This window comes from Mesorhizobium qingshengii, from assembly GCF_900103325.1.
GTDB classification, from domain to species: Bacteria; Pseudomonadota; Alphaproteobacteria; order Rhizobiales; family Rhizobiaceae; genus Mesorhizobium; species Mesorhizobium qingshengii.
Genome location: NZ_FMXM01000005.1, coordinates 236,082 through 259,835, shown reverse-complemented (window position 1 = coordinate 259,835; position 23,754 = coordinate 236,082). Strand labels below are relative to the sequence as shown.

Here is a 23,754-nt window from a genome sequence, read left to right as displayed (position 1 = left end):
CGAAAGAGTTTGAAAACCGGTTGCCGCAAATGCCTGAATTGCAGACAAACGAGCCCGCGATTTGGTCAGTAGCGCAAACAAAGGAGGCAAAACCCGTTCAACGCAAATGCAGGCCGGGGTAGCGAATCCATCCTTGTTATACCTTGGCGTTATTGACCTCGGCGCGGAGTGAGTTGGCACGTCCAAAGACTGTCATCTGCCGATTTGCCGGGCGGTTTCAGGTCAATAACGCCCGGAAACGCGAGGCCGCCGTGCGTGCTCAAAGTGCTCCAAGGATGAGCCAGGCGCCGGTCGCCGCCATCAGCGCGCCGGAAATGCGCGGGATCAACTGTCCGGTCGGGACCGTCTTCTCTAGGAGAACAAGGATGGCGATGCCAGCGATCCACAGAACGTTCATGACGCCGCCGACGAACAGCAGAGCCATCAGCGCCCAGCAGCAGCCGAGGCAATAGGCGCCGTGATCGATGCCCAGCCGAAGCGCGCCGAGCGGAGCGGAACGGAACCCGCCATGACTGGCCAGGAACGCGATCGGCGCCTGACATTGACGCAGGCAGACCCCCTTCATCGGCGTCCATTGATAGAAGCCAGCGGCGATCAGAACGAGGCCGCCGACAATCGCGCTGTCGGTCGCCATCGAGGGATCAAGCAAGGCGAGACGGGCGAGCAGCCATTGCGCTCCGGTCGCCACGATGCTGAAGACGACCCAGACGGCGAGATAGCCGGTAAAAAACCACCCCGTCGAAGCGATCGGGCGGCCGTCCGCTTGCGCCTTGCGACCGACGCCGGCATAGAGCAGCAACATCGGCGCGACCGACGGCGTCATCATGCCGACCATCATCACCGCCCACATTGTGAAGATGAAAGCGAAATCGGCTGTTGCCCAAGCCCGGAAACCGGGGGCCACCGTGGCGCCCATGTCCATGCCGCCCATGTCCATGCTCGACATGTCCATGTTCGACATGTCCGTTGCGGCCACGTCGCCTGCGCCGCCCGATGCGGAAGAACCGGGCATGACCATGCCGGCGCCGAGCCACAGCACGTAGGCCCAGGCAAGCACGGCAATCACGACAAGCGCGACCGTCACGACCGCGCGGTCGCGACGCAGCACCGCCTCGAGGGCCGTGTCGCCCATTTGGGTCAGTTCAATGCACGACGCCGCTCTGCGTGAGATGCAGATTGGCGAAATGGCTATGCGTATCGGCCAGTTCGAACTTGATCGGGCCGGTAGCCTTCGTCCAGCCACGCCCGACCTCGGCGATCGCGTATTCGAAGCCGTGCGGCAGGTCGATACGCGCATGATGCTCGGCGCCGGTGACCGGATTTTTGATTGGCTCGCCGTGGCCGTCGGTTACGCCCTTGACGTACAGCCGGCCGGTTCGTGCGTCGACGTCGACCTTGAAATCGATCGCGGCAAAGATCGGATCGTGGAATTTCTCCAGCGTGGTCGAGAAGACCTGAAATATCGTTGCGCCTGGTTCGGTGTCCTGACCACCCAATATGCGAAGCAGCGCTTCACGCTGGGCTTCGGTCGCCTTCTCGTCGATAACCACCGCGGCTTCGCCCCTGCCCTGGTGTATCGCGCCGGGCCAGCGGAAAATCCCGACGAACCGCAATCCATCGAGCTTGGTGCTGCCGTGATGGCCGCTCTCGATTTCCATGCCAGCAACCGCCTGGCAGGATCCGTGTGTCGGCATGGCGTTGAACTGACACGGGCAGCCATAGGCGCAATTGCAGTTGATGAATTCGCGCGCCTTCATTGTCCATTTGACGTCGGGCATGGCATTCCTCCCCTTGCCGCGCTCACACTGCGTGAGCGATATCCGGATCGTGGGGACCATGAGGTCAACCGGCAACAACCATCCGGCAGCGTCTGATCGAGGCAATCCGGCGATTAATATTAGTACCTAGTTATATTCCTTTCGCAGCCACCCACAATAGGCCGATCGGCTGAGGCCATCGCAGCCGCATACAACGAACTGCCGATCCGCGCCGGACACAGAACCGGGCCCGCGCTCCCGCCTTTGGCCACCACGAATTGGCCTATCCAAACAGCCTGGCGGGGCCCGCTGATTGTGCGTCCAACGCCGCCACACTATGGCTAGCGCTCATTCGAGGCGACGGCCAAATCGAGCCATCGACGCACAATGCGGCAAGGAAAGATCGTCGATGGACCCGCATATATGGATTGTCGTCCTGGGGGCCGTCGTCGCCGGTTTCGTCCAGGGACTGTCCGGTTTCGCTTTCGGATTGGTCGCCATGTCATTTTGGGCATGGACCTTGGAGCCGCAACTTGCCGCGGCGATGACCGTCTTCGGAGCGCTCACCGGCCAGATCATCGCCGCGGTTTCCGTGCGTCGGGGCTTCAATTTCCAGCTTCTGCTGCCGTTTCTGATCGGCGGCCTGCTGGGCATTCCGATCGGTGTCATGATCCTGCCGTCGCTGAACGTGCATTTGTTCAAGCTGGTTCTCGGGGCCCTGCTGGCCGTGTGGTGTCCCTTAATGCTGTTTGCGCGCCACCTTCCGCGCATCACTGCCGGCGGTTCATTCGCGGATGGCCTGATTGGTTTCATCGGAGGTGTCATGGGCGGTATTGGCGGCTTCACCGGGCCAGTTCCGACGCTGTGGTGCACATTGCGCCAATGGGAAAAAGACACGCAGCGCGCCATCATCCAGAATTTCAACCTAGCCGCCCTTTCGGCAACGATGGCGGCCTACATCGCCACGGGCAAGATCCGCATCGAAATGCTGCCGACATTGGCCGTCGTGGTGCTGGCAATGCTCGGTCCGACACTGCTCGGAGCAAGGCTCTATATCGGCATCAGCGAATCGACATTTCGCAAGATCGTCCTCTCGCTGCTGACGGCTTCTGGGTTTGGGCTGCTCGCCTCGGCACTGCCGCATGCGGTCGGTCAGATTTAGGATCCGACCCTGGCTGCGAGATTCACACCGGAGAATTGGCATATTCGAAGTCCGTCCGCTGGCGGACGGTGGCTGTTGCGCCATCCATGACGCCGCACTATGGCTAGCGCCTTGTAAAACAAGGCGACGAAGAATGGCGAAAGACGGCAACGAGCAGGTTAGCGACAAGCTGGGCATCAACACGCGGCTTGCCCATTCGGGCAACAACCCGCATGACTATTTCGGCTTCGTCAATCCGCCGGTGGTGCATGCCTCGACCGTGCTTTTTCGTGACGCGGCGTCCATGGCGGCACGCAGCCAGAAATACACTTACGGGACGCGCGGCACGCCGACGACCGACGCCCTTGCCCAGGCGATCGACGCGCTGGAAGGCTCTGCCGGCACGATCGTGGTGCCGTCGGGCCTTGCGGCGGTGACCGTGCCGCTGCTCGCCTTCGTGTCGGCGGGCGACCACCTGCTGATCGTCGATTCCGTCTACCACCCGACCCGCAACTTCGCCGACACGATGCTGAAGCGGCTGGGTGTCGAGGTCGAATACTACGCTCCCGAAGTCGGTGCCGGCATCGCGGCGTTGATCAGGCCCAACACCAAGGTGGTGTTCACGGAGTCGCCGGCCTCCAACACGTTCGAGGTGCAGGACATCCCGGCCATCGCCAAGGCGGCGCACGCTGCGGGCGCCATCGTCATGATGGACAACACCTGGGCAACGCCACTCTATTTCCGCCCGCTCGACCACGGCGTCGACATCTCAATCCATGCGGCGACGAAATACCCGGCCGGCCATTCCGACGTGCTGCTTGGCACGGTCTCTGCCAATGAGAACCACTGGAAGCAGCTCTACGAGAGCTTTTGCACGCTTGGCTGCTGCGCTGGGCCCGACGACGTTTACCAGGTGCTGCGCGGCCTGCGCACCATGGGTGTGCGCCTGGAACACCATCAGCGCAGCGCCCTCACCATAGCCTCATGGCTCGAGGGCCAGAAGGGCGTGGCGCGCGTGCTCCACCCTGCCCTTCCCAGCCATCCGGACCATGGCTTGTGGAAGCGCGACTTCTCCGGCTCGAGCGGCATCTTTTCCATCGTGCTTGCCGGCGGCGGCCAGAAACAGCAGCACGCCTTCCTCGATGCGTTACAGATCTTCGGCCTCGGCTATTCCTGGGGCGGCTACGAAAGCCTTGCGGTGCCGGTCTGGCTCGGCGACCGTGTCGTCGCCAAGGGTCCCTATGACGGCCCGCTGATCCGCCTGCAGATCGGTCTCGAGGATGTCGAGGATCTGAAGACCGACATCCTGCGCGGGCTGACCGCCTCGGCGGCTGCCTGAACGATCAGGGCGCCTGCCAAATTGAGTCAGCGGACCGGCGCAAGTGCGTCGAAAGACTGATGAAACGCTCGCCTTGCCCTGAGCAAGCCAGCTCGTCGGGCCGACGGATACCGTAGTGACATCGGGGAATTCTATTCCTTCAAACCGCGGCTTCGCGGATCAGTTTGGCTTCCAAATTCAACGATGCCGCGTCATTGCGGTGCGATCATCACGGTTTCGACCTCCCCTGCAATACCGGCAGAGTTTCCTACGTCATGGCTTTCCGCCTTTTTGTTCCCATTCTTGCCGGCGCGACGCTGCGCGAGCGGATCATCGCCTGCATCGGCGCGACGATCGGCATTGCCCTGACTGGCGCGATCGGAGGTCTGGTGCTGGGCAATGGCCCGCACGTGCCGCTGCTGGTGGCGCCGATGGGAGCATCGGCCGTGCTCCTGTTCGCGGTGCCGGCAAGCCCGTTGGCGCAGCCATGGTCGATCGTTGGCGGCAACACGATATCGGCACTGGTCGGCGTGATCGTGGCACATTTCATCCATGAAACCGCCCTTGCCACCGGCATCGCGGTGGCACTTGCCATTGCCGCCATGTCTTTCACACGCTGCCTGCATCCGCCGGGCGGGGCCGCAGCGCTGACCGCGGTATTGGGAGGACCTGCCGTCATCAGCGCCGGCTTCCTGTTTCCATTCGTGCCGGTGGCGCTGAATTCGATCCTGCTGGTGGCGCTGGGCTACGGTTTCCACAAGCTGGCCTCGCGCAATTACCCGCACGTGCCCGCACCGGTGCCGGCGAACAGCCACGGCACCATCGATCCGCCTGCCCAGTCGCGCATCGGCTTCCGCTCCGAAGACATCGACGCCGCGCTCGGCGCGCTCGAAGAGACGTTCGACATCGACCGCAACGATCTCGACCGGCTGTTGCGGCAAGTCGAATTGCAAGCGCTGGTGCGCGAGCATTCAACGTTGCTGTGCGAGGACATCATGTCGCGCGATGTCATCTCGGTGGATGAACACACCCCCGCCGACAGGGCGCGCAAATTGCTGCTCGACCATAACATCCGCATCTTGCCGGTCGTCAACTCAGAGGCAAGGCTGGCAGGAACCGTGGGATTGCGGGAACTGGCGCTGGCCACCGAGATGGTCGGTTCCGTCATTTCGCCGGCGGCGACCGCCACGGCCAGTTCCGCCGCAATGGGACTGCTGCCAGTGCTCACCGACGGCCGCAGCCACGCGGTCATCGTGGTCGACGACGACAAGCGGATCCTCGGGCTGATCACCCAGACCGATCTGCTGGCGGCAACGGCACGGCTGCGGGCTGCTGACAAGCTGTCGGCGGAAGCGGTACAGTAACCGCTGCCGGACCCGGTAAAATAGTCGGGAACCTTTTGCCGGCCATGCCATCCAATCCTTCAATCGGGGTTCCGGTCCGGAGATTGGGTTGAGGAAACTGGCCATGCCTGCTGTATCGACCGCCGCGCCTTCCGCTGCTTCAGGCGACATGCATCTCGTGCGTCGAGCGCTGGCACGCGAGAATGGCGCCTTCCGCGCCATCATGAAAGCGCACAATCAGCGGCTCTACCGTATCGCGCGCGGCGTGGTGCGCAATGACAGCGAGGCCGAGGACATCGTCCAGGAGGCCTATGTCAGGGCGTTCGCCAGCCTGGGGACCTTTCGCGGTGACTCGTCGCTCGCCACATGGCTATCACGCATCGTCATCAACGAAGCGCTCGGCCGCCTGCGCAAAAGGCGGCGAACGGTGGCGATGCCGGAACCGCAAGCCGAGATCATCCAGTTCCCTCTCAACCCCAGCGACGATCCGGAGCGGACAATGGCGCAACGGCAAATTCTCAAGCTGGTCGAACAGGCGACCGACAGCCTTCCCGATGTCTACCGGACGGTGTTCGTGGCGCGGGTGATCGAGGGGCTAAGCATCGAGGAAACCGCCGATCTTCTCGGCGTGCGGCCTGAAACCGTCAAGACAAGGCTGCACCGCGCCCGTGCCCTGGTGCGCAAGGCGCTGGACGACCAGATCGGGCCGGTGCTGCTCGATGCCTTCCCGTTTGCCGGCCGGCGCTGCGAAAGGCTGACCAGTGCCGTCATGCGGCGGCTCGGGCTGGAAAGCTGATCCCCGTCGGATTCAGTTGATTTTGGCGGGAACGTTTGCCGCCGCACCGCATCCAATGACCGTCAACCGAAAACCACTGCCCGGCGCGCTTCCCGCGTCCGGGAGAAGGAGAATCCCATGCTTGTTCGTCACACCGCCGCCCTGGCCGCCCTGCTTCTGTTCGGAGCGGCGCCGCTGGCCCAGGCGGCCGACAAACCGACCGACCCGCAGATCGCGCACATCGCCTATACAGCCGGCGTCCTCGATGTCGAGGCAGCCAAGCAAGCGCTCAAGAAGTCGAAGAACAAGGAGGTTCTCGACTTCGCCAAGGACATGGTGCGCGACCACGAGGCGGTAAATGCGCAGGCGCTCGACCTGGTCAAGAAACTCAAGGTGACGCCGGAAGACAACGCCACCAGCAAGGCGCTGACCAAGGCCGCGGCGGAGGAGCGGGCCAAACTGGCCACGCTCAAGGGCGCGGCCTTCGACAAGGCTTATGTCGACAACGAGGTTGCCTATCACAAGCAGGTCAACGGCGCGCTCGAAACGCTGCTGATCCCGTCGGCCAGCAATGCTGAACTGAAGAGCTTGCTGGAGACCGGCCTGAAGATATTCCAGGGCCATGAGCAGCATGCCGAACACGTCGCCGGCATGCTGAAATGAGGCCGTACGCCTTGGATCGGCGACTGTGGATCGCCTCCCTGGCGCTGGTCATCGCGGCGACGCCGGCAGCGGCCGAAACCATAGAGGTCACCATCGACAAGCTTGTCTTTTCGCCAGCGACCGTCGAGGCGAAGGTCGGCGATACGATCGTGTGGGTGAACAAGGACGTGTTCGCCCACACGGCCACGATCAAGGGTGGCTGGGAGGTGATGATCCCGCCGAAAAAGTCCGCGAGCCTGACATTGAAGGCCGCGGGACCGGTCGATTATTTCTGCCGCTTCCACCCCAACATGAAAGGCCGTTTGGTGGTAGCGCCCTGATCCAGCGCCAACGAGGCTCGCCTGGCCTCGTCGGGCCGGGCGATATGCGTCCATGAGCCGTCATAGCGGGGCTCGCGCCGCCCGATCCAGGCATCGAGCCCTTCGCGCAGATCGACGGTCGGGGCCATGCGGGCAAACTGCTCGGCCTCGACCAGCAGGCCTTCGGCGATGCTGAGGTTGAGGCCGCGCGCCACCGCGGTGAGGATGCTCGCCACCGCCAGATCGGAGTGCCGCAGGATACGCCTGGCCAGGCCGATTGCGGCTGGCATCAGATCGTCATGCGGCACCACTTGGTTGACGAGGCCAAGTTCAAGGGCGCGCTGGGGCGGAAACCAGTCGCCGGTCAAAAGCAGCTCGAGCGCGCGCTTGCGTCCGGCGAGCCTGGGCAGACGCTGCGTTCCGCCAAAGGTCGGCGGCATCGCCAGGTTGATTTCCGGCTTGGCGAACAAAGCGCGTTCGCTGGCAATGGCGAGAGGCACGGCCTCGGTGATCTCGCAGCCACCGCCGAAAGCCAAGCCATTGACCGCGGCGATGACGGGCTTGCGGAATGCTTCCAGCCTTGCCGTCAGCCGCTGCCCGCGCATGACGAAGTCACGCATCGCGACATCGACGCCAAGCGCCACACTGGCAGAGAATTCGTGGATGTCGCCGCCCGCCGAAAAAGCCCGCTCCCCTGCTCCGGTAAGAATGACCGCCCGAACGCCGTCATCGACTTCAATGTCGTCGAGGAGCGCAAGCAGGCGTTCGATCAGGGCATAGTTCAGCGCGTTGAGTCTCTCCGGCCGGTTGAGGGTAAGGATGGCAATCCCATCCCTGGTTTCGTTCTGGACAAGATCGGTCATCTGGCTTCCTTCTCCATCATTCTCAGGGCTAATGGGCTGGAAGGTTACGTGCTTTGCTGCTTGTGTATACTCACTAGTCGGTATACTTAGGCTCATGCCCGAAGCACAGAGCCCTACTCGCAAACGCATTGTCGATGCCGCGACCAGGCTGTTTTACGCCGAAGGAATCGGCCGTGTCAGCGTCGATGCCGTTGCCGAGGAAGCGGGGCTCACCAAGCGGACGCTTTATTACCACTTCAAGAGCAAGGACGACCTCGTCGCCGCCTATCTCGATGGCCGCGACCAACCCAATCTGAAGCGGATGGCTGGCTGGTTCGATGCCGCCGAAGGCGGCGCGGATCGCAAGGTCGAGGCGATCTTCACCAATCTGGCACGGGCCGCGCGCCATCCGAAATGGAAAGGATGCGGCTTCTTGCGCACCGCCGCGGAACTCGCCTCGATGCCTGGGCACCCGGCGATCAAGGTCGGGTCGCGACACAAGTCAAATTTCGAAACATGGCTCGCTGGCGCATTGTCCAATCACGGGGTCGAGGAGCCGCAAGCCGTGGCGCGCGAGATCGTGCTGCTGATCGATGGCTGTTTTTCGATCATGCTGATCCACCGCAATCCCGACTACATCGAAGCCGCCGGGCGAGCCGCGGCGACCCTGGTCCGGGCGCGAATTTCAAGTGGCAAGGCTTAGAAAGCGAACGCCAGCCATGCCGTGCCGGCGACGAGCGTTATCAGTGTCAGCGGCAAGCCGACCTTGAAAAAGGCGCCGAAGGACAGCTCTGTGCCGGCGGTCTTGGCCTGCTCGGCGACGATCAGGTTGGCGACCGAGCCGAGCAGCGTGAAATTGCCGGCCAGCGTCGAGCTCATCGCCACCACCAGCCAGGCACGTTCGGGGTTTTCGAGGCCGGGTATGAACGGCCGCAGCGCCAGCACGGCTGGCACATTGCTCATGATGTTTGAGAGCACCGCGGTGAAGCCGGACAGCCGCCAGACATCGTCCAGCCCAAGCCCCTTGGCGGAGGCGATGAGGTCAGGGGTCAGCAGTGTCTTTTCGGCGCCGGCGACAACCACGAACAGACCGGCGAACATGAACAGCAATGGCCCGTCGATCTCGCGGTAGATGCGTTCCGGCTTGATGGCACGGGTGAGCAGGAGAATGGCGCCGCCGATCAGCGCCGCCTTGGCGACAGGCACGCCGGCGAAGAAGGCGATGGCCAGCCCGACGCAGACAACCACCGCCTTCAGCACCTGCCCCCGGTGCATGCGGCCGCGCGAGACCTCAGGTGCCAGTTGGGCAGTGCGGGCGAATTCGGCGCGGTAGACGATGCGCACGATGACAATGACTGCGACGAGCCCAAATAGCGCGACCGGAGCGAGTGCCGCCGAAAAGGCCGGATACGAAATGCCCGACAGCGCGCCAATGACCATGTTCTGCGGATTGCCGGTGATGGTGGCGACGCTACCGCAATTGGATGCGGTGGCGGTGGCGATCAAGTAGGGGATAGGGTTGCGCTTGATGACGCGGGTGACGTGGACGACGATCGGCGCCATGACAAGGCAGATGGCGTCATTGACCAGAAAAGCCGACAGCACGCCGGTCAGCAACGTCACCATCACCAGCAACATGAAGGGCGCATGCGCGTGCTCGATGGCGATGGCGCCAAGGCCGCGAAAGGCGCCGGAGACCTTCAGGTGCGCCACCACGATCATCATGCCGAGCAACAGCGTAATGGTGTCGAAATTGATCGAGCGGTAGGCATCCTCCATGCTGAGCGCGCCGATAGCGATCATCGCGGCCCCACCGAGCAGCGCGATCCCCGCCCTGTCCAGGCGCAGGCCAGGTATGCGGCCAATTGCGACACCGGCATAGGTCAGGACAAGGATCAGCAGTGCCGCGGCGCCCATTGGTGTCATCGGTAGAAAGTCCCACTCAATCTGTTGGCGCGCCGATGCCATCCGCCCGGCGATTCACACCTGCTTGCCCACCTTTAGCGCGATGTCGAGATCGATGCCAAACGGGCCGGATACAATGTCGCGCGGCCAGGAGAGGGAGGACGGCGAGGAGCCGCTAACGCAGATAGAAATCCAGTCGCTGCCGCAGCGCCTGCGACGAAAACAGCTGCTCGACGGTCTGCCGTGCCTTGTGGCCCACTGTTGCGCGCAACGCCGGATCGGCTTTGAGTTCGGCCAGGATCAGCGCCGCCTCCTGGGTCGTTTCGAACAGGAAACCATTTTCGCCATGCCTGATATGATCGGCGTAGCCGCCATGCGAATGGCAGACCACGGGCAAACCGCAGGCCATTGCCTCGAACACCACGCGGCCGAATGTCTCCACATGCGAGCCGGTGCGATAGTAGAACACGTCGAGCGTCGGAAGGAACTGTTCGGCCGCGGATTGGCCCTGCGCCAGGAGTTCGAGTTGCGGATGCGGCGAAAGCCTGTCCTTGAGAGGCATCCCGCCCTGAATTCGCACCGCAACGCCATCCGCCAGCAATGCCTCGTAGAGCGCCACGTCGTCGGCATGATGCTTGTCTGGCGTATCGCGGCTCAACCGCCCCACCGTGAACGGACCAATCGGGCGGGTCAGCCGCGGTGTAAAGCGGTCGATATCGATCGGCGACGGATGCACGACGCCGTCGACCCGCAGCATGCGCCGTTGAAAGTCGGAAATCAGCACCAGTTCGGCGTCGGGCCAGCCCAGCATGCGTGGCATGCGCGTCGTCAACGCGATGACTTTCGGGTGAAAGGTGTTGAAGACGTAGATCAGCCGGCGCGGCCGCGGGATCAGGTAAGGCCACACCTTGTTGCGCCAATGCGCGCCGAGGAACACATAGGTGCCGCCGTCCGGCACATTCCGCGTTGGCGGCGAAATGCGGCGAATCGGAAAATGTCGCGTCAGCTCATCGGACACCCTGGAGGAGGTTGTCCACAGACGCACCTGCGAATCGGCGCTCAACAGCCGATACAATTCCAGGGCTTCGAGTTCACTGCCGCCAAAGGGGTTCTGAAAGCCGTTGAACAGATGGATCATGATCGCTGTGCTTACCTGGCCTTACCCGGGCCCGTCTCGCCATTCGTCCGCCGGCATCCAAAGAGGCCGTGGCTGTACCGGCGGCCCGGGCACTCAAGCAGCTCAGGAAAGCAGGAACGTCTCTAGCGATGCCCCATACATCATCTCCCCGGAGGAAGCACACCGATAAGGGACCGTCAAGGAAGCTGTCCGCGTCAGCTTCCGCCCTCTGGGAGAGCGTGGGTCAATGCACGGTAGCGGCGCTCGGCGGTGGCGGCTGCAAGGGGTTGACCGGATCGAAACTGACCTGATCCCGTCCATTGGACTTGGCCGCGTAGAGCCGTCTGTCAGCTGCCGAGAAGATCGCTTCGTAGGTGGTCGGCCCACTGAAGCTTGTGCCGCCGATGCTGACGGACAGTGGGCATGGACGCCCGCCGGGAGAAAAGTCCATCTCACGAATGCGTCGGCGGATGCTTTCGGCAACCACCCAGGATTGCGAGGGATCCACTCCGGGAAGAAACACGCCGAATTCCTCGCCGCCGATACGGCCGACGATATCGCCGCCGCGCAGCTGTCCTTTGATCGCCTGCGCTATCAGCTTGAGCGCCTGGTCGCCGCAATCATGGCCAAGGCGGTCGTTGATCGACTTGAAATGATCGGCGTCGATGATCAACAGCGCGCCTGAGTGGGTCTGCTCCTGCTTGCGGGTCTGCTCGAGATAGGCCTCTACCAACATCGAAAAGGCGCCACGGTTCAACACCGCCGTCAGGCTGTCCGTCGCGGCAATGACGCTGAGGTCGCGCTGCGCTATGGCCAACTGGCGGATCTTCCACATGAGGAAAAACAGAAACGACCCGCCCAGTCCCAGGGGAAGCAGCAGGTCGGTCATCTGCGCGCGCCACACGGCCTCGGGCGAGAGATAGGGGAAGTTGAAGGAATCGACGAAAAACGCCACGGCAATGAAGAATGCCGTACCGGCGGCAGTGACAGCGATCACCCTGCCCCAACTCGTCGACGACAGATCAAGCTTCATCCCGTTCACTCCGTTAGCCGCCTCTACTATGACGTGCCAACGCAAACAAAGTGATAAGACTTTGCTTCCAATTCGATTTCAGCAGTCACGGCGCGGATGACAGGCGTCCCCGAAGGTCACCGGCTTTGCGGCAAGATCATTCCCGCGCCCTTCGAAGCATCCCCACGCCAAAGGACGGCCGCCGAAAAGGCGACCGCCCGGATTTCCGGTTTGAAGGCTCGGACCAAGCTGTTGGCTGAGCAAGGACAGGCAGAGCTCGACGCCGGAGCGCCCGCCGTCAGTTGAGCGTTGGTTCACCTAGCGCGTCGACGACAAAAGATGCTGCGATCAGGTCGTCGGCATCAAGAGATAGCGAGCCTTCTCCGCGCCCCATGATGGAAGCCACTTTCTGAAAGGTCTTCATTTCGTATGCTGTAATCCGGGCATCATGAATCCTGGCCTTGAGGTCGGCGACGCGCTGATCCAGGGCCGGGGACATTCCTATTTCTCGTTTCGACATGGCAACACTCCTCCCCACCCGCGTTTGCCTCCCACCTATCCGCCTTTTGTATGAGGCTTTGCGAATACAGGCGCCGAAACGCGTCTTACGCGGGAAGGTTCCGAACAGGCGGTGTCACGAAATAATACGAGGGCATGTGCCAGTCAGCGGCGTGGCCCGCCGCCCTGACGCTCATCATACGCCGCGTCGGCGCAAGCGCATCCGTGAGAGCGAAAGAGTTGAGAGCTGGAGTTTCGGCACGGCCGGGTTGGAATTCCGCTCCCAACACGACTAAATTATTGAAATTATTGGCGATCCCGACAGGATTCGAACCTGTGACCATCGGCTTAGAAGGCCGGTGCTCTATCCAGCTGAGCTACGGGACCGCTGGCCGGCCGCTGGGCCGGCTGGATACTTGGCGCGGGGCGCTGGCCGCCGTTCAATGCGTCCAGGGCGTCCTGCGGTCATAGCGGAAATTCTCCGCGTAGGAAATCTGCCGGCGCTTGGCCTCTTTCGGCTCCTCGACGCGGTAGGCAAGCCCTTCCTTTTCGGCGTAAGCCACGGCCTCTTCCCTGGTGTCGAAAGCGAGCCTGATCTGACTTCTCATGTCTCCCGACGTGGTGTAGCCCATCAGAGGGTCGATCTTCTTGCGCGTCTCGGGGTCGAATTCCAGCACCCAGTGGCCGGTCTTGGCCTTGCCGGACTGCATCGCGGTTTTGGCTGGGCTGAAAATGCGCGCGGACATGGCCACCTCATTGCTGTGCAAGGCAGCATCGCCACCCTTTGCCCGTCATTACTGCGCAATGCGCACGGCGGCAAGGTTTTTGCACTTGCCATGCAACACTGAAATGAATAGGCAACAGATCGTTCGGAGTGTAGCGCAGCCTGGTAGCGCATCTGGTTTGGGACCAGAGGGTCGGGAGTTCGAATCTCTCCACTCCGACCATCCCCCGAAATGCAATGTCCGATAGCCACTGGCGCAGCGCCAGAGGGCGCTTTTGATGTCAATCTTCGAGAAATCGTTGCTGATATCGAGCACATGGGGAGTAGGTGGCAGGCATGTTCCTTCGCCACCTCAACGGCGATGAGATGCTGGCGTCCAAAATGCCAGTGGGGCCGGCGATCGCTGCATGCATTTGAAGGCAAGCTCGCCGGGCGAGAACCCCAACCGCCTCACTCCCGGCGAGCCTACAACCTGATTTGAAACGCAATCAGGACCGGGGTCAGCCGGCGAGGCTATACCAGCAAGACTGATGCCAGCTGCTGTTTCCCGAAATGGGACAGAGGCGGGAAACCACCGTTTGCAGGCCGGCATCACCTGATATCAAGATATCAAGGCCTTCTAGATTTCGAACTCGCCCTGCCCCTCATCCATGGCGCTGACGGTCTCGGCGGCGAGCGCCCTGGTGATTGGCGTCTTGCGCTCGAGCGCGGTGCGGTCGAGCCGCTCGACCACGCGCATGGCTGTCGCCAGCGAGCGTTCGATGCGCCGCACCAGATACTGCACGACATGCGGTTCGACCTCGATCTGACGGTCGGCGAACAGCTTGGTGATGACGCCGGCGAGCAGGAGATCGTCGGGTTCATGAATCTCGACTGTCGCCGCCGCCTTGAGCCGCGAGGCCAGGTCGGGCAGCGAAACACCCCAGGCCGAGGGAAAACGCCGCGCCGTCAACAGCAGCGTCGAGCCCGCACTGCGCACGGCATTGATCAGATGGAACAGGCCTTGTTCATCGACCATCCCGGCATCGACATCGTCGATCAGCGCCGGTCGAGTGCCGAGATTGGCGATGCCGTCGCCAATGCGCCTGGCGTCGACCGCCACCGCGTTGGCGCGCACACGCCAGATCGAGGCCAGATGCGTCTTGCCGGAGCCGGCCGGACCGGCCAGCACCACCACCGGCGAGGGCCAGTCTGGCCAGCGGTCGACCAGCGCCACCGCCTGGCCGTTGGTGCCGGAGACGACGAGGTCTTCGCGCGAATAGCCGGTGCCGTGGCCGAGATCGAGCGGCAACTGGCGGGGCGGGTCGGTTTTCTGGTCGCTCATGCGGGCTCAGCCGGGGCCGGCGAGGCATCTGGTCACCAGCCGGATCATGGCTTGATGGCCTTGCGACGACCGGCCGGGAGCTGCGGCACAGATGCTTCGCCGTGTCCCTTGTAGAGGGGAGATTCGAGATAGCGGGCTATGGCAAACCGCACCAGCACGGCAACCGCAGCGGAAGCCGGTACCGCGATCAACAAGCCGACGAAACCGAACAGCGCGCCGAAGGCAAACAACGAAAACATGAGCCATACCGGGTGCAGGCCAACGCTTTTGCCGACCAGCCGCGGCTGCAGGATATTGCCTTCGATGAACTGGCCGATGACGAAGACCACTGCGACGGCGACGATCATGGTCCAGTCCGGCCAGAACTGAACGAAGGCAACGCCGATGGCCAGCACTAGTCCGGTCAGCGAGCCGACATAGGGAATGAAGGAGATCAGCCCGGCGAACAGGCCAATGAGGATGGCGAAATTCAGCCCGGTCAGCGTCAGGCCGGTGGCATACATGGCGCCCAGCACCAGGCACAGCGTGCCCTGGCCGCGCACGAAGCCCGCCGTTGCGCTGTTGATGTCCTTGGCGATGGCGCGCACCATCACGACATTGTCGCGCGGCACCCAGCTGTCGATGACCGCCACCATGCGATCCCAGTCGAGCAGCATGTAGAAGGCGACAACCGGTGTCACCACGAACAGGCTGACCACAGAGACCAGCGCCACGCCGGAACTCCAAATCGAGGTGAAGACCGTGGTGAGCAGGCCGAAGCCGGAGGTCAGCAGCGAGTTCAGCCCGTCGCGCAGGCCATTGGCGTTGACGCCGAATTTCTGTTCCAGCCATTTCGGATCAAACGACGTGATCAGGGTCTGCAGCCGGGTCAGGTACTCCGGCAATTTGCCGACGAAATCCGCCATCTGCGTGGCCAGAACCGGAATGAGGATGACGAAGGCCAGCACCAGCACGATGAGAAAAGTGATGAGGATGACCACCGTCGCCATGAAGCGGGACAGGCCGAGCCGCTGCAGCCGGTCGGCGACGGGATCAAGGAAATAGGCAAGCACCATGCCGGCGACGAAGGGCAACAGGATGGCGCTGAATATATAGAGGAAAAGTGCCAGGGTGGCGGCGCCGGCCAGCCAGAAGAAGATCTGGCGACGGAAGGCAGCGGATGCGGCAAGGTCGGCAGCCTCAGCCTCTATCGCTGCTGCTTCTGTCTCAGATGTCCGGAGTGGAGCCTTCGCCATAGCCGCTCATATGCCTCAGCCAAGCCACGAGATAGGCCGCGGCCGAAGCCACGGTCAAGACCCCGGACAGCAATATGAGGGTTGGCCTCAGCGGGTGGAGGTGAACGACAAGGGCAAGTTCGCCCAGCACAACCGCCGCCAGCACGATCTGGACGGCGGTGTTGGCCTTCGACACAAAAAGCGGCTTCATCTCAACCGGATGGGCCATGACGGTGGACAACACAACCGCGCAGACGATCAATGCGTCGCGCGACACCATGATGACCACCAGCCAGAGCGGCAATTGCCCGATGAAGCCCATGACGACGAACACCGAGACCAGCAGCAGCTTGTCGGCCATCGGATCGAGATAGGCGCCGAGCCTGGACTGCTGGTTGAAACGACGGGCGATGAAGCCATCGACGCCATCGGAGATGCCGGCGATGAGGAAGCCGGCAAAGGCCCACTCCCAGCGCGCCTGCAGCATCGCCAGCACCACCGCTGGCACCAGAAAAAGGCGCAGAACGGTAATCAGGTTGGGGATGGTCAAATGTGTGCCTATCGGGTTTGCTTGCTGATACATGATGGAGACGCAGGGCGGGTGCAAGGGACAGACTCCTGTCCACGGTTTTGTCACATCGAAACGCACCTCGGCCGCCGTTATCCTTGCGGACTGAAACCGTTCATGCGAAGAGCCCGCAAACGAGCAGGAAAATTGCGATGAGCAAGCGCGACACGAGCCAGCAAAAAACAGGCAAGCGCAAGAACGGGCTCACCTATGCCGAGGCTGGCGTCGATATCGACGCTGGCAATCTGATGGTCGAGAAGATCAAGCCGCTGGTGCGCGCGACGCGCCGGCCAGGCGCCGATGGCGAGATCGGTGGTTTCGGCGGCCTGTTCGACCTCAAGGCGGCGGGCTTTACCGATCCGGTGCTGGTTGCGGCCAATGACGGCGTCGGCACCAAGCTGAAGATCGCCATCGATGCGGGAAAACATGACACGATCGGTATCGATCTCGTCGCCATGTGCGTCAACGACATCGTCGTCCAGGGCGCGGAACCGCTATTCTTCCTCGACTATTTCGCCACCGGCAAGCTCGATCCCGAGCAGGGCGCGGCGATCGTCGGCGGCATCGCCGAGGGCTGCCGCCAGGCCGGTTGCGCGCTGATCGGCGGCGAAACGGCGGAAATGCCGGGCATGTATCACGGCAACGACTACGACCTTGCCGGCTTTGCCGTGGGCGCGGCCGAACGCGGCCAGTTGCTGCCGACCGACGATATCGTCGAAGGCGACGTGCTGTTGGGGTTGGCCTCCTCGGGCCTGCATTCGAATGGATTTTCGCTGGTGCGCCGGATCGTCGCCGTCAGCGGTCTCGCCTGGAGCGACCTGGCACCGTTCAACGACGAGGCGACGCTTGCCGAGGCGCTGCTCGAACCGACCCGCATCTACGTCAAGTCGATCCTCAAGGCTATCCGCAACACGCATGGCATCAAGGCGCTGGCCCACATCACCGGCGGCGGATTCCCGGAAAACATTCCGCGCGTGCTGCCCAAGGACTTTTCGGCGGAACTCGACCTCGAGGCGATCGACGTCCCTGCGGTGTTCTCGTGGCTGGCAAAGACCGGCGGCGTGGCGCCGGAAGAAATGATGCGCACCTTCAATTGCGGCATCGGCATGATTTTGGCGGTGGCTTCCGGCCAGGCGGCGCAGGTCGCCGCCGTGCTGCAGGAAGCCGGCGAGACCGTGACGCCGATCGGCCGCATCGTGCCGCGCCGCGACGCCGGTGTCATCTATCGGGGCTCGATCGGCCTATGAGCGCGCAGAGGAAACGCACCGTTGTTCTGATCTCCGGGCGCGGCTCCAACATGACCGCGCTGATAGCAGCGGCCAGCGACCCGGCTTTCCCGGCCGAGATCGTCGGCGTCATTTCCGACAGAGCGGACGCCGCCGGCCTCGGCATCGCCAAGGCGCGCGGCATCGCCACGCAGGTCATTTCCCGCGCCGACCATGCAAGCAAGCAGGCGCACGATGCGGCGATCGACGCAGCACTTTCGGCGTTCAATGCCGAAATCGTGGCGCTGGCCGGCTATATGCGCATCCTCACCACAGGCTTCGTCGAGAAATGGCAGGGCCGGATGATCAATATCCACCCTGCCCTGCTGCCGGCATTCAAGGGTCTCGACACCCATGCGCGCGCGCTTGCCGCCGGCATGCGAATTCATGGCTGCACGGTGCATTTCGTCACGTCGGAGATGGATGACGGCCCGATCATTGCGCAGGCGGCGGTGCCGGTGATGGTCGGCGACAATGCCGATGCACTGGCTGCCCGCGTGCTGAAAGCCGAGCACCGGCTCTATCCGCTGGCGCTGGGGCTGGTCGCCGAAGGCAGGGCGCGGATGGAACGCGGACGCACCGTCTTTGCCCGCTTCGCCGACGACGCCGACAACGCAACGGCGATGATCATCACGCCGACCCCGCTGCGCGAGGAGATCGATCTCGAACAGCTGGCGCGCATCACGCCCTGAAAAGGCATGGACGTTTTCAGCAGCGCGATCCGCGCAAAAGGCGATATCGCAGGGGTCTTCGAGTATGATGGAGCGGGAGACCCGCAAAACGCCACTGCGTATTTCTACCTATATCGCGCCGACAGCAAAGAGCCGGATTCGATCATCGACGTGCTTCACATTCGATCCGGAGCCTGGCTGATCACCAAAGCGGATATCGCGGTCAAATGGGACAAGAGTGAACGGCGCGTCGGCCTATTCGTCTTCGGCAAGCTGGCGGCTGCATTCGATATCGAAACGGGTAAAAAGCATGATGGCGGCTACGGCGGGGACTTTCAGGCTGATATCCCCTGGGACTGAAGAAAGCTGATGAAGCAATTACTCCTTCTGCGCCACGCCAAATCGAGTTGGGAAGATCCCGACCTCGATGATTTCGACCGCCCCCTGGACAAACGCGGATTGAAGGCAGCCCAATTGATGGGGCACGAGCTTGCGACGCGCGACTGGTTGCCGGACCTGGCGCTGGTGTCGTCGGCGCTGCGAACCCGTGAGAGCTGGCGGCTGGTGGCGGTGGAATTGCCCGCGCTGCCCGAAGTCGTATTCGCCAGGGCGCTTTATGGTGCTTCAGCAGCGGATATTCTGAACCAGATTCGTCAAGCCGCCCCGTCGAGCGGCAGCTTGCTGGTGCTCGGCCACAATCCGGGCCTGGAAGATCTGGCGAAACAGCTTGCGGGACCAATGTCGGAGACCAAGGCCCGCAAGAGGCTCGACGAAAAATTCCCGACGGGAGCCCTTGCGCGCTTCGTTTTCGAGGGTGACTGGTCCGGATTGTCCTCCGCCCGGCTGACGCATTGTCTGCGGCCGAAGGATCTGGGCTAGCATCCAGATGCGGCAGGCCAAGCCCGCCACATCCGCTCGAGACATCAGTTGCCCCAGATGCCCTGACCAGGTTCGGGCCAATCGGTTGTGGTCTTCATCTTGGCATCCGCAGCCCTGTGCTCAACCAGACCCATGGTCTTGACCGAGCCCGTGACGGCATGATCGACGCCGGCAGCCGAGGCAACCGACTGGTTGGCGTTGTTGGAGCCATAGTGGTCGCTGCCGGCGAAAGCGCTGCCCGTGGCAACGAGGATGGCGGCGGCGATGAGGGTGGTCCTGTTCATATTCAAGTCTCCTGGTTCTTCCGTGGGGCGGCGTCTTGGGAGGACGGTTCCGCTACGGACAAGACCCCGGACAGGCCGGTTTTATTCCCGGGCGTGGAGATGCTCTGTAGATTGGCGAACTTGGGGGTCGGATGGCGACGGCGCATCGGCGTCAAGCGCAAAAAACAAGAGCGGCGGGCCGAGCCCACCGCTCTTTGTGGTCGAAGACTTCAGAAATCAACGACCCCAGATGCCCTGGCCAGACTGGGCCGGCACGCTGGCATTGGCGTCGCCCTGTGCCCTTACGGACTTCGGAATCGAGCCGGTGTGCGAGGTATCGATGTTGGAAACCGACTGGTTGGCAACCGGCTGGTTGACATTGTTGGAGCCGTAGTTGTCGCTGCCGGCGAAAGCGGTGCCCGTGGCAACGAGGATGGCGGCCGCGGTGAGTGCGATTTTGGTCATTTTACTTACTCCTGATCTGAATATTTGGTTGATTGCGACTGGTTCGGGAAAGGCGATCAGCGGTTGCCGAACAGGTTGCGGTCGCTGCTCTGCGTCACCGGCTTCTCGACGGTCGAGTTCGACTTCTGGATCGAGGCCGTGAACGAGTGATCGATGGTGGCGGCGGGCTGGTTGGCGTTGGCCGAGCCGTAGTTGTCACTGCCGGCAAAGGCAGTGCCCGTGGCAACGAGGATGGCAGCGGCGGTAAGAGCGATCTTGGTCATTTTTAAGTACTCCAGTATTCTTTTGTCCTGTCCGTCTAGTGGCGTGCCCTTGGGAGGAATTTCGCGTCGCTCGGACCACCCCGAAGTGGGTTTGTCGGACGACAACTTCCAATCACGAAGATGTTCCCTCGCGGCTCGAATCCGGCCCTTGAAATTTGGGCAAGGGCTCATGCGGTTATAATTTTCTTGTTCAAAAACAGATGGTTACCGAAAATCACCCATTGGGTGGCATAACAATTCACTGGGCCGGCGTTCACCACATACTGGACGGACCGTCAACAGAAAACGAACCGATCGGTTCGATTTACGGCGACGGACCGGTACCGGCGCTTTTTTCAGGGCATCGAACGGCATGAATTGCGCGAGCCCCAAATCCGCCGGGGACGATAAACCGGCTCATTTTTGAACCCCGAACCCGTCGCGTCTGGAGACGGCGATTCACGGTGTCGGAAACGACGATGCCCGCATTTGCCTTGTGGCTAGATCGATATTATCGATTGTGCTCGATCATCAAGCGGACGCGACCTGGCTATGCCGGTCGAAGGAACGGACAGATTTCCGGGTGACTTGCATCCCAGGACAGCGATAGAAAATGCGGCTGCTGCTTGTCGAGGACAATCGCGAACTGGCGGATTGGTTGGGCAAGACCTTGCGCCAGGCGAACTATGTCGTCGACATCGTCCATGACGGCGAGGATGTCGAGCACGCGCTGGCCGCCGGCGACCATGCGCTTGTCATCCTCGACCTTGCGCTGCCGCGCATGGGCGGTCTGGAGGTGCTGCGCATGCTGCGGGCGCGCGGCAACCGTGTGCCGGTCATCGTGCTGACCGCGAATGCCAGCCTCGACGGCCGGGTCAAGGGCCTCAACGAGGGGGCCGATGACTATCTGGCGAAACCCTTCCAGATCGAGGAGCTCGAGGCGCGCATCCGAGCCCAGCTACGACGCGCCAACGACCGCACCGCGCCTGTCGTTTCATGTGGCGATCTCGTCTTCGACACCAACACGCGGCTGTTTTCGCTCGCGGGCGAAACGCTGGCGCTGACGCCGCGCGAGCATGCCGTACTGGAACAGTTGATGGTCAAGGCCGGGCGCACGGTGAGCAAGGCGGCATTGTCGGCGGCAATCTACGATTTCGAGACCGACGCCGACCCCAGCGCCATCGAGATCTATGTGCACCGTGTGCGCAAGAAACTGGAAGGCTCGCGGGTCCGCATCGTCACGCTGCGCGGCCTCGGCTATCTCCTGCGCCATGAGGATTAACAGCCTCCGCTTGCAGCTTCTGGCCTGGGTGGTATTGCCGCTCGTCGGGCTCGCCACCATCAATCTGTGGACCAGCCACCGCAACGCGCTGACAACCGCGGATCTCGTCACCGATCGCATGCTCATGGGTTCGGCACGCGCCATTGCCGAGCGTGCCGCGGTGACCGACGGCGTGCTCGACGCCACGATACCGCCGGCGGCGATCGAGATGTTCGATACCGGCGATCGCGACAGCGTCTACTACCATGTCAAGGCTGCCGGAGGGCGGCTGCTGACGGGCTATCCGGATCTGCCCGAAGCGCCCGAGCACGCCAGCGTCGGGGCCAGCTATCGCGACCACCCGTTGCGGCTTCTGACCCTCAGCCATGCCGTGATCGGTGCCGGTGCCGATTCCCCCATAACAGTCACTGTGGGCGTTACGCTCGCCGGCCATGACGCGATGGTGAGACGGCTCTGGCTCAGCGCCTTTACCCAGCAGCTGGCGCTGGTGGCGATTGCCGGCTTGTTCGTTCTGCTGGGGCTGCATCGCGGCCTCGCGCCACTGATCCGGTTGCGCGACGCAGTGCGTTCGCCAAACCGCAGCGAGCTCGATCCGGTAGAAGTGCCGGGTGCTCAAAGCGAGATCCGCCCGCTGATCGATGCACTGAACGCCTATATGGAGCGCGTGCGGGCACAGATGGCGGCCCAGCGCCGCTTCATCGCCAATGCGGCGCACCAGTTGCGCACACCGCTGGCGTTGCTATCGACACAGGCAAGCTACGCGCTGCGCGAAAATGCGGCTGACGCGCGCCAGGAAGCCCTGGTGGCGCTACAGGCCAGTTCCGGCCGGCTGGCACGGTTGGCCGAACAACTGCTGACCCTTTCCCGGGCGGAGCCAGGCAGCAGGCGGCCACGCGCCGACAGCGATCGGCCGCAATATCGATCTCGGCCTCGAGGAGGCCGGCCCCGTGCCGGTCATCGGTGACGGCACGATGCTGCGCGAAATGATCGTCAACCTCGTCGACAACGCGCTGCGCTATTCGGCGGCCGGCGGCACCGTCACAGTCAAGCTGGCGGTCGTTGACGGTGAAGCCGTGCTGACGGTCGCTGACGACGGGCCCGGCATTCCGGTGGACGAGCGAGACCATGTTTTCGAGCGCTTTTACCGCATCGCAGGTTCGACCGAGGAAGGCAGCGGGCTTGGACTCGCCATCGTACGCGAGGTCGTCGAAAATGCCGGCGGCCGCGTCACCCTCGGGGATGGCGCGGCCGGCGGTCTGGTGGTTGAGGTAAGGCTGCCGCTGGCGGGCAGCTAGGTCTGTCGCCGCTCACTGCGTCTCATGCAGTGGCTGGGGACGCCATTTTGCCAGGCGATCCTCGACCATCGTCATCAGATACTCGGCACCGAGCGCCACCACCATGACGATGACGATCGCCGCGTACATGCCGGCGGCGTCAAAGGATCCCTTGGCGATGTTGATCAGCAGACCGATGCCGTAGCGCGAGCCGACGAACTCGCCGACGATCGCGCCGATGATGGCAAAGCCGAAGCTGACATGCAGGCTGGCGAAGATCCAGCTCATCGCCGAAGGGACGATCACCGAGCGGGTCAATTGCCAGTTGGACGCGCCCAGGATGCGGGCATTGGCGATCATTGCCCTGTCGGCTTCCCGCACGCCCTGAAAGGCGTTGTGGAAGACAACGAAGAAAACCATCACGAAGGCAAGCGCCACTTTCGAAGCGAGGCCAAGGCCGAGGATCATGATAAAGATCGGTGCCAGAACCACGCGCGGGATGGAATTGATCACCTTGATGTAGATCGAGAAAATGTCGGCAGCCATCCGGTTGCGGCCGAGCGCGACGCCGATGATGATACCGGCAACCGAGCCGGTCACGAAGCCGATGACCGACTCCTCCATGGTAACATAGAGATGATACCAGAGCGGTCCCTCGGACGTTCCTTCCGTGGTCCACTCATAGAGCCGCAACGCGATCGCGCTTGGCATTGCGTAGAAGAACGGATCGATCCAGGCGAGACGGGCGGCGAATTCCCACAGAACCAGGAAGGCGACGAGGATGGCGACACGCCAGAACATCACGGTGCGCCGGCGATGCCTTGCCGCCTTCGCGGCGGCCGCTTCGATTTCCGCATCGGAGGTGCCCGGCCTGAAAGCTCTTGAACTGATGTCCATGGTAGCGTCGGTCATG

Annotated in this window: 27 protein-coding genes, 2 tRNA genes and 1 pseudogene; 14 read left to right on the top strand and 16 right to left on the bottom strand. The window is 62.7% G+C overall.

Translation table 11 applies throughout. The annotated features are described in order from the left end of the window. Nucleotides 1–259: 259 nt before the first annotated feature. Together BLS48_RS10305 and BLS48_RS10300 are read right to left on the bottom strand one after the other, a co-directional pair. Nucleotides 260–1,132: a DUF2182 domain-containing protein gene (locus BLS48_RS10305; RefSeq protein WP_091577304.1), complete on the bottom strand. Its 873-nt coding sequence runs from the start codon at nt 1,130–1,132 to the stop codon at nt 260–262. A 10-nt stretch (nt 1,133–1,142) separates the two neighbouring features. Then, on the bottom strand, nt 1,143–1,778 hold the full coding sequence (locus BLS48_RS10300) for a DUF1326 domain-containing protein (RefSeq protein WP_091577302.1): 636 nt from the start codon (nt 1,776–1,778) through the stop codon (nt 1,143–1,145). A gap of 388 nt (nt 1,779–2,166) precedes the next feature. On the opposite strand from BLS48_RS10300, the gene BLS48_RS10295 reads away from it, so the two are divergent. From BLS48_RS10295 to BLS48_RS10270, 6 genes are all read left to right on the top strand, one after another. Continuing rightward, complete coding sequence (locus BLS48_RS10295; protein WP_091577301.1) at nt 2,167–2,919, top strand: sulfite exporter TauE/SafE family protein; 753 nt, start codon at nt 2,167–2,169, stop codon at nt 2,917–2,919. Between the two features lie 133 nt (nt 2,920–3,052). After that, nucleotides 3,053–4,237, top strand: a complete 1,185-nt coding sequence (locus tag BLS48_RS10290) for a cystathionine beta-lyase (protein ID WP_091577299.1) — start codon at nt 3,053–3,055, stop codon at nt 4,235–4,237. Between the two features lie 254 nt (nt 4,238–4,491). Then, nucleotides 4,492–5,580 carry an HPP family protein gene (locus BLS48_RS10285; protein WP_091577589.1) on the top strand — a complete coding sequence of 363 codons (1,089 nt, stop codon included), beginning with the start codon at nt 4,492–4,494 and terminating at the stop codon, nt 5,578–5,580. 103 nt (nt 5,581–5,683) lie between these two features. Then, nucleotides 5,684–6,355 (top strand): RNA polymerase sigma factor, encoded by a 672-nt coding sequence (locus BLS48_RS10280; protein ID WP_091577298.1) that lies wholly within the window; start codon nt 5,684–5,686, stop codon nt 6,353–6,355. Nucleotides 6,356–6,472: 117 nt separating this feature from the next. Next, the gene (locus BLS48_RS10275; protein ID WP_091577297.1) at nt 6,473–6,997 is read left to right on the top strand and encodes a DUF4142 domain-containing protein; all 525 of its coding nucleotides are present in this window, start codon (nt 6,473–6,475) and stop codon (nt 6,995–6,997) included. Then, nucleotides 6,994–7,317 (top strand): cupredoxin domain-containing protein, encoded by a 324-nt coding sequence (locus tag BLS48_RS10270; RefSeq protein WP_167365023.1) that lies wholly within the window; start codon nt 6,994–6,996, stop codon nt 7,315–7,317. Before BLS48_RS10275 ends, BLS48_RS10270 begins: the two co-directional genes overlap by 4 nt. Here the strand turns inward: BLS48_RS10270 and BLS48_RS10265 are convergent. Beyond that, complete coding sequence (locus BLS48_RS10265; RefSeq protein WP_091577293.1) at nt 7,263–8,159, bottom strand: crotonase/enoyl-CoA hydratase family protein; 897 nt, start codon at nt 8,157–8,159, stop codon at nt 7,263–7,265. The genes BLS48_RS10270 and BLS48_RS10265 overlap by 55 nt on opposite strands. Before the next feature lie 94 nt (nt 8,160–8,253). Between BLS48_RS10265 and BLS48_RS10260 the strand changes: the two genes are divergently transcribed. Further along, nucleotides 8,254–8,841, top strand: a complete 588-nt coding sequence (locus BLS48_RS10260; protein WP_167365022.1) for a TetR/AcrR family transcriptional regulator — start codon at nt 8,254–8,256, stop codon at nt 8,839–8,841. Here BLS48_RS10260 and BLS48_RS10255 read toward each other — a convergent pair. The 6 genes from BLS48_RS10255 to BLS48_RS10225 all read right to left on the bottom strand — a co-directional run bounded on the left by BLS48_RS10255 (nt 8,838) and on the right by BLS48_RS10225 (nt 13,416). Further along, a complete protein-coding gene (locus BLS48_RS10255) occupies nt 8,838–10,064 on the bottom strand; it encodes an anion transporter (RefSeq protein ID WP_091577290.1) in 1,227 nt (408 codons plus the stop codon). The two genes, BLS48_RS10260 and BLS48_RS10255, sit on opposite strands and share 4 nt — an antisense overlap. Nucleotides 10,065–10,218: 154 nt before the next feature. Beyond that, entirely contained in the window at nt 10,219–11,181 is a 963-nt protein-coding gene (locus BLS48_RS10250; RefSeq protein WP_091577289.1) for a glycosyltransferase family 4 protein, read from the bottom strand. A gap of 223 nt (nt 11,182–11,404) precedes the next feature. Further along, nucleotides 11,405–12,193: a GGDEF domain-containing protein gene (locus tag BLS48_RS10245; RefSeq protein WP_091577287.1), complete on the bottom strand. Its 789-nt coding sequence runs from the start codon at nt 12,191–12,193 to the stop codon at nt 11,405–11,407. 277 nt (nt 12,194–12,470) lie between these two features. Continuing rightward, nucleotides 12,471–12,692: a hypothetical protein gene (locus BLS48_RS10235; RefSeq protein WP_091577284.1), complete on the bottom strand. Its 222-nt coding sequence runs from the start codon at nt 12,690–12,692 to the stop codon at nt 12,471–12,473. Between the two features lie 288 nt (nt 12,693–12,980). Further along, a tRNA-Arg gene (locus tag BLS48_RS10230) sits at nt 12,981–13,057 on the bottom strand. Between the two features lie 53 nt (nt 13,058–13,110). Continuing rightward, nucleotides 13,111–13,416, bottom strand: a complete 306-nt coding sequence (locus BLS48_RS10225) for an ETC complex I subunit (protein WP_091577283.1) — start codon at nt 13,414–13,416, stop codon at nt 13,111–13,113. Nucleotides 13,417–13,540: 124 nt separating this feature from the next. On the opposite strand from BLS48_RS10225, the gene BLS48_RS10220 reads away from it, so the two are divergent. Next, nucleotides 13,541–13,617 (top strand) — tRNA-Pro (locus BLS48_RS10220). Between the two features lie 396 nt (nt 13,618–14,013). Here the strand turns inward: BLS48_RS10220 and hdaA are convergent. Genes hdaA through BLS48_RS10205 form a run of 3 tightly spaced genes read right to left on the bottom strand, consistent with a single transcriptional unit; the run spans nt 14,014 to nt 16,482 of the window. Beyond that, complete coding sequence (gene hdaA, locus BLS48_RS10215; protein WP_091577281.1) at nt 14,014–14,718, bottom strand: DnaA regulatory inactivator HdaA; 705 nt, start codon at nt 14,716–14,718, stop codon at nt 14,014–14,016. A gap of 44 nt (nt 14,719–14,762) precedes the next feature. Continuing rightward, on the bottom strand, nt 14,763–15,953 hold the full coding sequence (locus BLS48_RS10210) for an AI-2E family transporter (RefSeq protein WP_091577279.1): 1,191 nt from the start codon (nt 15,951–15,953) through the stop codon (nt 14,763–14,765). Beyond that, a complete protein-coding gene (locus BLS48_RS10205) occupies nt 15,925–16,482 on the bottom strand; it encodes a CDP-alcohol phosphatidyltransferase family protein (RefSeq protein WP_091577587.1) in 558 nt (185 codons plus the stop codon). Before BLS48_RS10205 ends, BLS48_RS10210 begins: the two co-directional genes overlap by 29 nt. A gap of 170 nt (nt 16,483–16,652) precedes the next feature. Here BLS48_RS10205 and purM point away from each other — a divergent pair, with 170 nt between their 5' ends. The 4 genes from purM to BLS48_RS10185 are packed head-to-tail and all read left to right on the top strand — an operon-like array spanning nt 16,653 to nt 19,315. Next, entirely contained in the window at nt 16,653–17,747 is a 1,095-nt protein-coding gene (gene purM / locus BLS48_RS10200; protein WP_091577277.1) for a phosphoribosylformylglycinamidine cyclo-ligase, read from the top strand. Then, nucleotides 17,744–18,457, top strand: coding sequence for a phosphoribosylglycinamide formyltransferase (gene purN / locus BLS48_RS10195; protein ID WP_091577276.1), 714 nt, complete (start codon nt 17,744–17,746; stop codon nt 18,455–18,457). The genes purM and purN overlap by 4 nt, the downstream gene beginning before the upstream one ends. Before the next feature lie 6 nt (nt 18,458–18,463). Continuing rightward, complete coding sequence (locus BLS48_RS10190; RefSeq protein ID WP_091577274.1) at nt 18,464–18,796, top strand: hypothetical protein; 333 nt, start codon at nt 18,464–18,466, stop codon at nt 18,794–18,796. A 9-nt stretch (nt 18,797–18,805) separates the two neighbouring features. Further along, nucleotides 18,806–19,315 (top strand): SixA phosphatase family protein, encoded by a 510-nt coding sequence (locus tag BLS48_RS10185; RefSeq protein ID WP_091577273.1) that lies wholly within the window; start codon nt 18,806–18,808, stop codon nt 19,313–19,315. Nucleotides 19,316–19,359: 44 nt separating this feature from the next. On the opposite strand, the gene BLS48_RS10180 is transcribed toward BLS48_RS10185, so the two are convergent. The 3 genes from BLS48_RS10180 to BLS48_RS10170 form a co-directional block, all read right to left on the bottom strand. Continuing rightward, a complete protein-coding gene (locus BLS48_RS10180) occupies nt 19,360–19,599 on the bottom strand; it encodes a DUF680 domain-containing protein (RefSeq protein WP_091577271.1) in 240 nt (79 codons plus the stop codon). A 216-nt stretch (nt 19,600–19,815) separates the two neighbouring features. Beyond that, nucleotides 19,816–20,043 (bottom strand): DUF680 domain-containing protein, encoded by a 228-nt coding sequence (locus BLS48_RS10175; protein WP_091577269.1) that lies wholly within the window; start codon nt 20,041–20,043, stop codon nt 19,816–19,818. 56 nt (nt 20,044–20,099) lie between these two features. Next, nucleotides 20,100–20,306 (bottom strand): DUF680 domain-containing protein, encoded by a 207-nt coding sequence (locus tag BLS48_RS10170; RefSeq protein ID WP_091577268.1) that lies wholly within the window; start codon nt 20,304–20,306, stop codon nt 20,100–20,102. Nucleotides 20,307–20,898: 592 nt separating this feature from the next. Here BLS48_RS10170 and BLS48_RS10165 point away from each other — a divergent pair. Next, nucleotides 20,899–21,567, top strand: a complete 669-nt coding sequence (locus tag BLS48_RS10165) for a response regulator (protein ID WP_091577266.1) — start codon at nt 20,899–20,901, stop codon at nt 21,565–21,567. Next, nucleotides 21,557–22,862 (top strand): annotated as a pseudogene (locus tag BLS48_RS10160) (sensor histidine kinase). Before BLS48_RS10165 ends, BLS48_RS10160 begins: the two are co-directional and overlap by 11 nt. A gap of 12 nt (nt 22,863–22,874) precedes the next feature. On the opposite strand, the gene BLS48_RS10155 reads toward BLS48_RS10160, so the two are convergent. Next, entirely contained in the window at nt 22,875–23,753 is an 879-nt protein-coding gene (locus tag BLS48_RS10155; RefSeq protein WP_091577265.1) for an ABC transporter permease, read from the bottom strand. Nucleotide 23,754 lies beyond the last annotated feature (1 nt).

Bases quoted from the DNA above. Each gene is read 5' to 3' on its own strand.
- BLS48_RS10305 (WP_091577304.1), bottom strand. From the start codon at position 1,132: ATGGGCGACACGGCCCTCGAGGCGGTGCTGCGTCGCGACCGCGCGGTC.
- BLS48_RS10300 (WP_091577302.1), bottom strand. From the start codon at position 1,778: ATGCCCGACGTCAAATGGACAATGAAGGCGCGCGAATTCATCAACTGC.
- BLS48_RS10295 (WP_091577301.1), top strand. From the start codon at position 2,167: ATGGACCCGCATATATGGATTGTCGTCCTGGGGGCCGTCGTCGCCGGT.
- BLS48_RS10290 (WP_091577299.1), top strand. From the start codon at position 3,053: ATGGCGAAAGACGGCAACGAGCAGGTTAGCGACAAGCTGGGCATCAAC.
- BLS48_RS10285 (WP_091577589.1), top strand. From the start codon at position 4,492: ATGGCTTTCCGCCTTTTTGTTCCCATTCTTGCCGGCGCGACGCTGCGC.
- BLS48_RS10280 (WP_091577298.1), top strand. From the start codon at position 5,684: ATGCCTGCTGTATCGACCGCCGCGCCTTCCGCTGCTTCAGGCGACATG.
- BLS48_RS10275 (WP_091577297.1), top strand. From the start codon at position 6,473: ATGCTTGTTCGTCACACCGCCGCCCTGGCCGCCCTGCTTCTGTTCGGA.
- BLS48_RS10270 (WP_167365023.1), top strand. From the start codon at position 6,994: ATGAGGCCGTACGCCTTGGATCGGCGACTGTGGATCGCCTCCCTGGCG.
- BLS48_RS10265 (WP_091577293.1), bottom strand. From the start codon at position 8,159: ATGACCGATCTTGTCCAGAACGAAACCAGGGATGGGATTGCCATCCTT.
- BLS48_RS10260 (WP_167365022.1), top strand. From the start codon at position 8,254: ATGCCCGAAGCACAGAGCCCTACTCGCAAACGCATTGTCGATGCCGCG.
- BLS48_RS10255 (WP_091577290.1), bottom strand. From the start codon at position 10,064: ATGACACCAATGGGCGCCGCGGCACTGCTGATCCTTGTCCTGACCTAT.
- BLS48_RS10250 (WP_091577289.1), bottom strand. From the start codon at position 11,181: ATGATCCATCTGTTCAACGGCTTTCAGAACCCCTTTGGCGGCAGTGAA.
- BLS48_RS10245 (WP_091577287.1), bottom strand. From the start codon at position 12,193: ATGAAGCTTGATCTGTCGTCGACGAGTTGGGGCAGGGTGATCGCTGTC.
- BLS48_RS10235 (WP_091577284.1), bottom strand. From the start codon at position 12,692: ATGTCGAAACGAGAAATAGGAATGTCCCCGGCCCTGGATCAGCGCGTC.
- BLS48_RS10225 (WP_091577283.1), bottom strand. From the start codon at position 13,416: ATGTCCGCGCGCATTTTCAGCCCAGCCAAAACCGCGATGCAGTCCGGC.
- hdaA (WP_091577281.1), bottom strand. From the start codon at position 14,718: ATGAGCGACCAGAAAACCGACCCGCCCCGCCAGTTGCCGCTCGATCTC.
- BLS48_RS10210 (WP_091577279.1), bottom strand. From the start codon at position 15,953: ATGGCGAAGGCTCCACTCCGGACATCTGAGACAGAAGCAGCAGCGATA.
- purM (WP_091577277.1), top strand. From the start codon at position 16,653: ATGAGCAAGCGCGACACGAGCCAGCAAAAAACAGGCAAGCGCAAGAAC.
- purN (WP_091577276.1), top strand. From the start codon at position 17,744: ATGAGCGCGCAGAGGAAACGCACCGTTGTTCTGATCTCCGGGCGCGGC.
- BLS48_RS10190 (WP_091577274.1), top strand. From the start codon at position 18,464: ATGGACGTTTTCAGCAGCGCGATCCGCGCAAAAGGCGATATCGCAGGG.
- BLS48_RS10185 (WP_091577273.1), top strand. From the start codon at position 18,806: ATGAAGCAATTACTCCTTCTGCGCCACGCCAAATCGAGTTGGGAAGAT.
- BLS48_RS10180 (WP_091577271.1), bottom strand. From the start codon at position 19,599: ATGAACAGGACCACCCTCATCGCCGCCGCCATCCTCGTTGCCACGGGC.
- BLS48_RS10175 (WP_091577269.1), bottom strand. From the start codon at position 20,043: ATGACCAAAATCGCACTCACCGCGGCCGCCATCCTCGTTGCCACGGGC.
- BLS48_RS10170 (WP_091577268.1), bottom strand. From the start codon at position 20,306: ATGACCAAGATCGCTCTTACCGCCGCTGCCATCCTCGTTGCCACGGGC.
- BLS48_RS10165 (WP_091577266.1), top strand. From the start codon at position 20,899: ATGCGGCTGCTGCTTGTCGAGGACAATCGCGAACTGGCGGATTGGTTG.
- BLS48_RS10155 (WP_091577265.1), bottom strand. From the start codon at position 23,753: ATGACCGACGCTACCATGGACATCAGTTCAAGAGCTTTCAGGCCGGGC.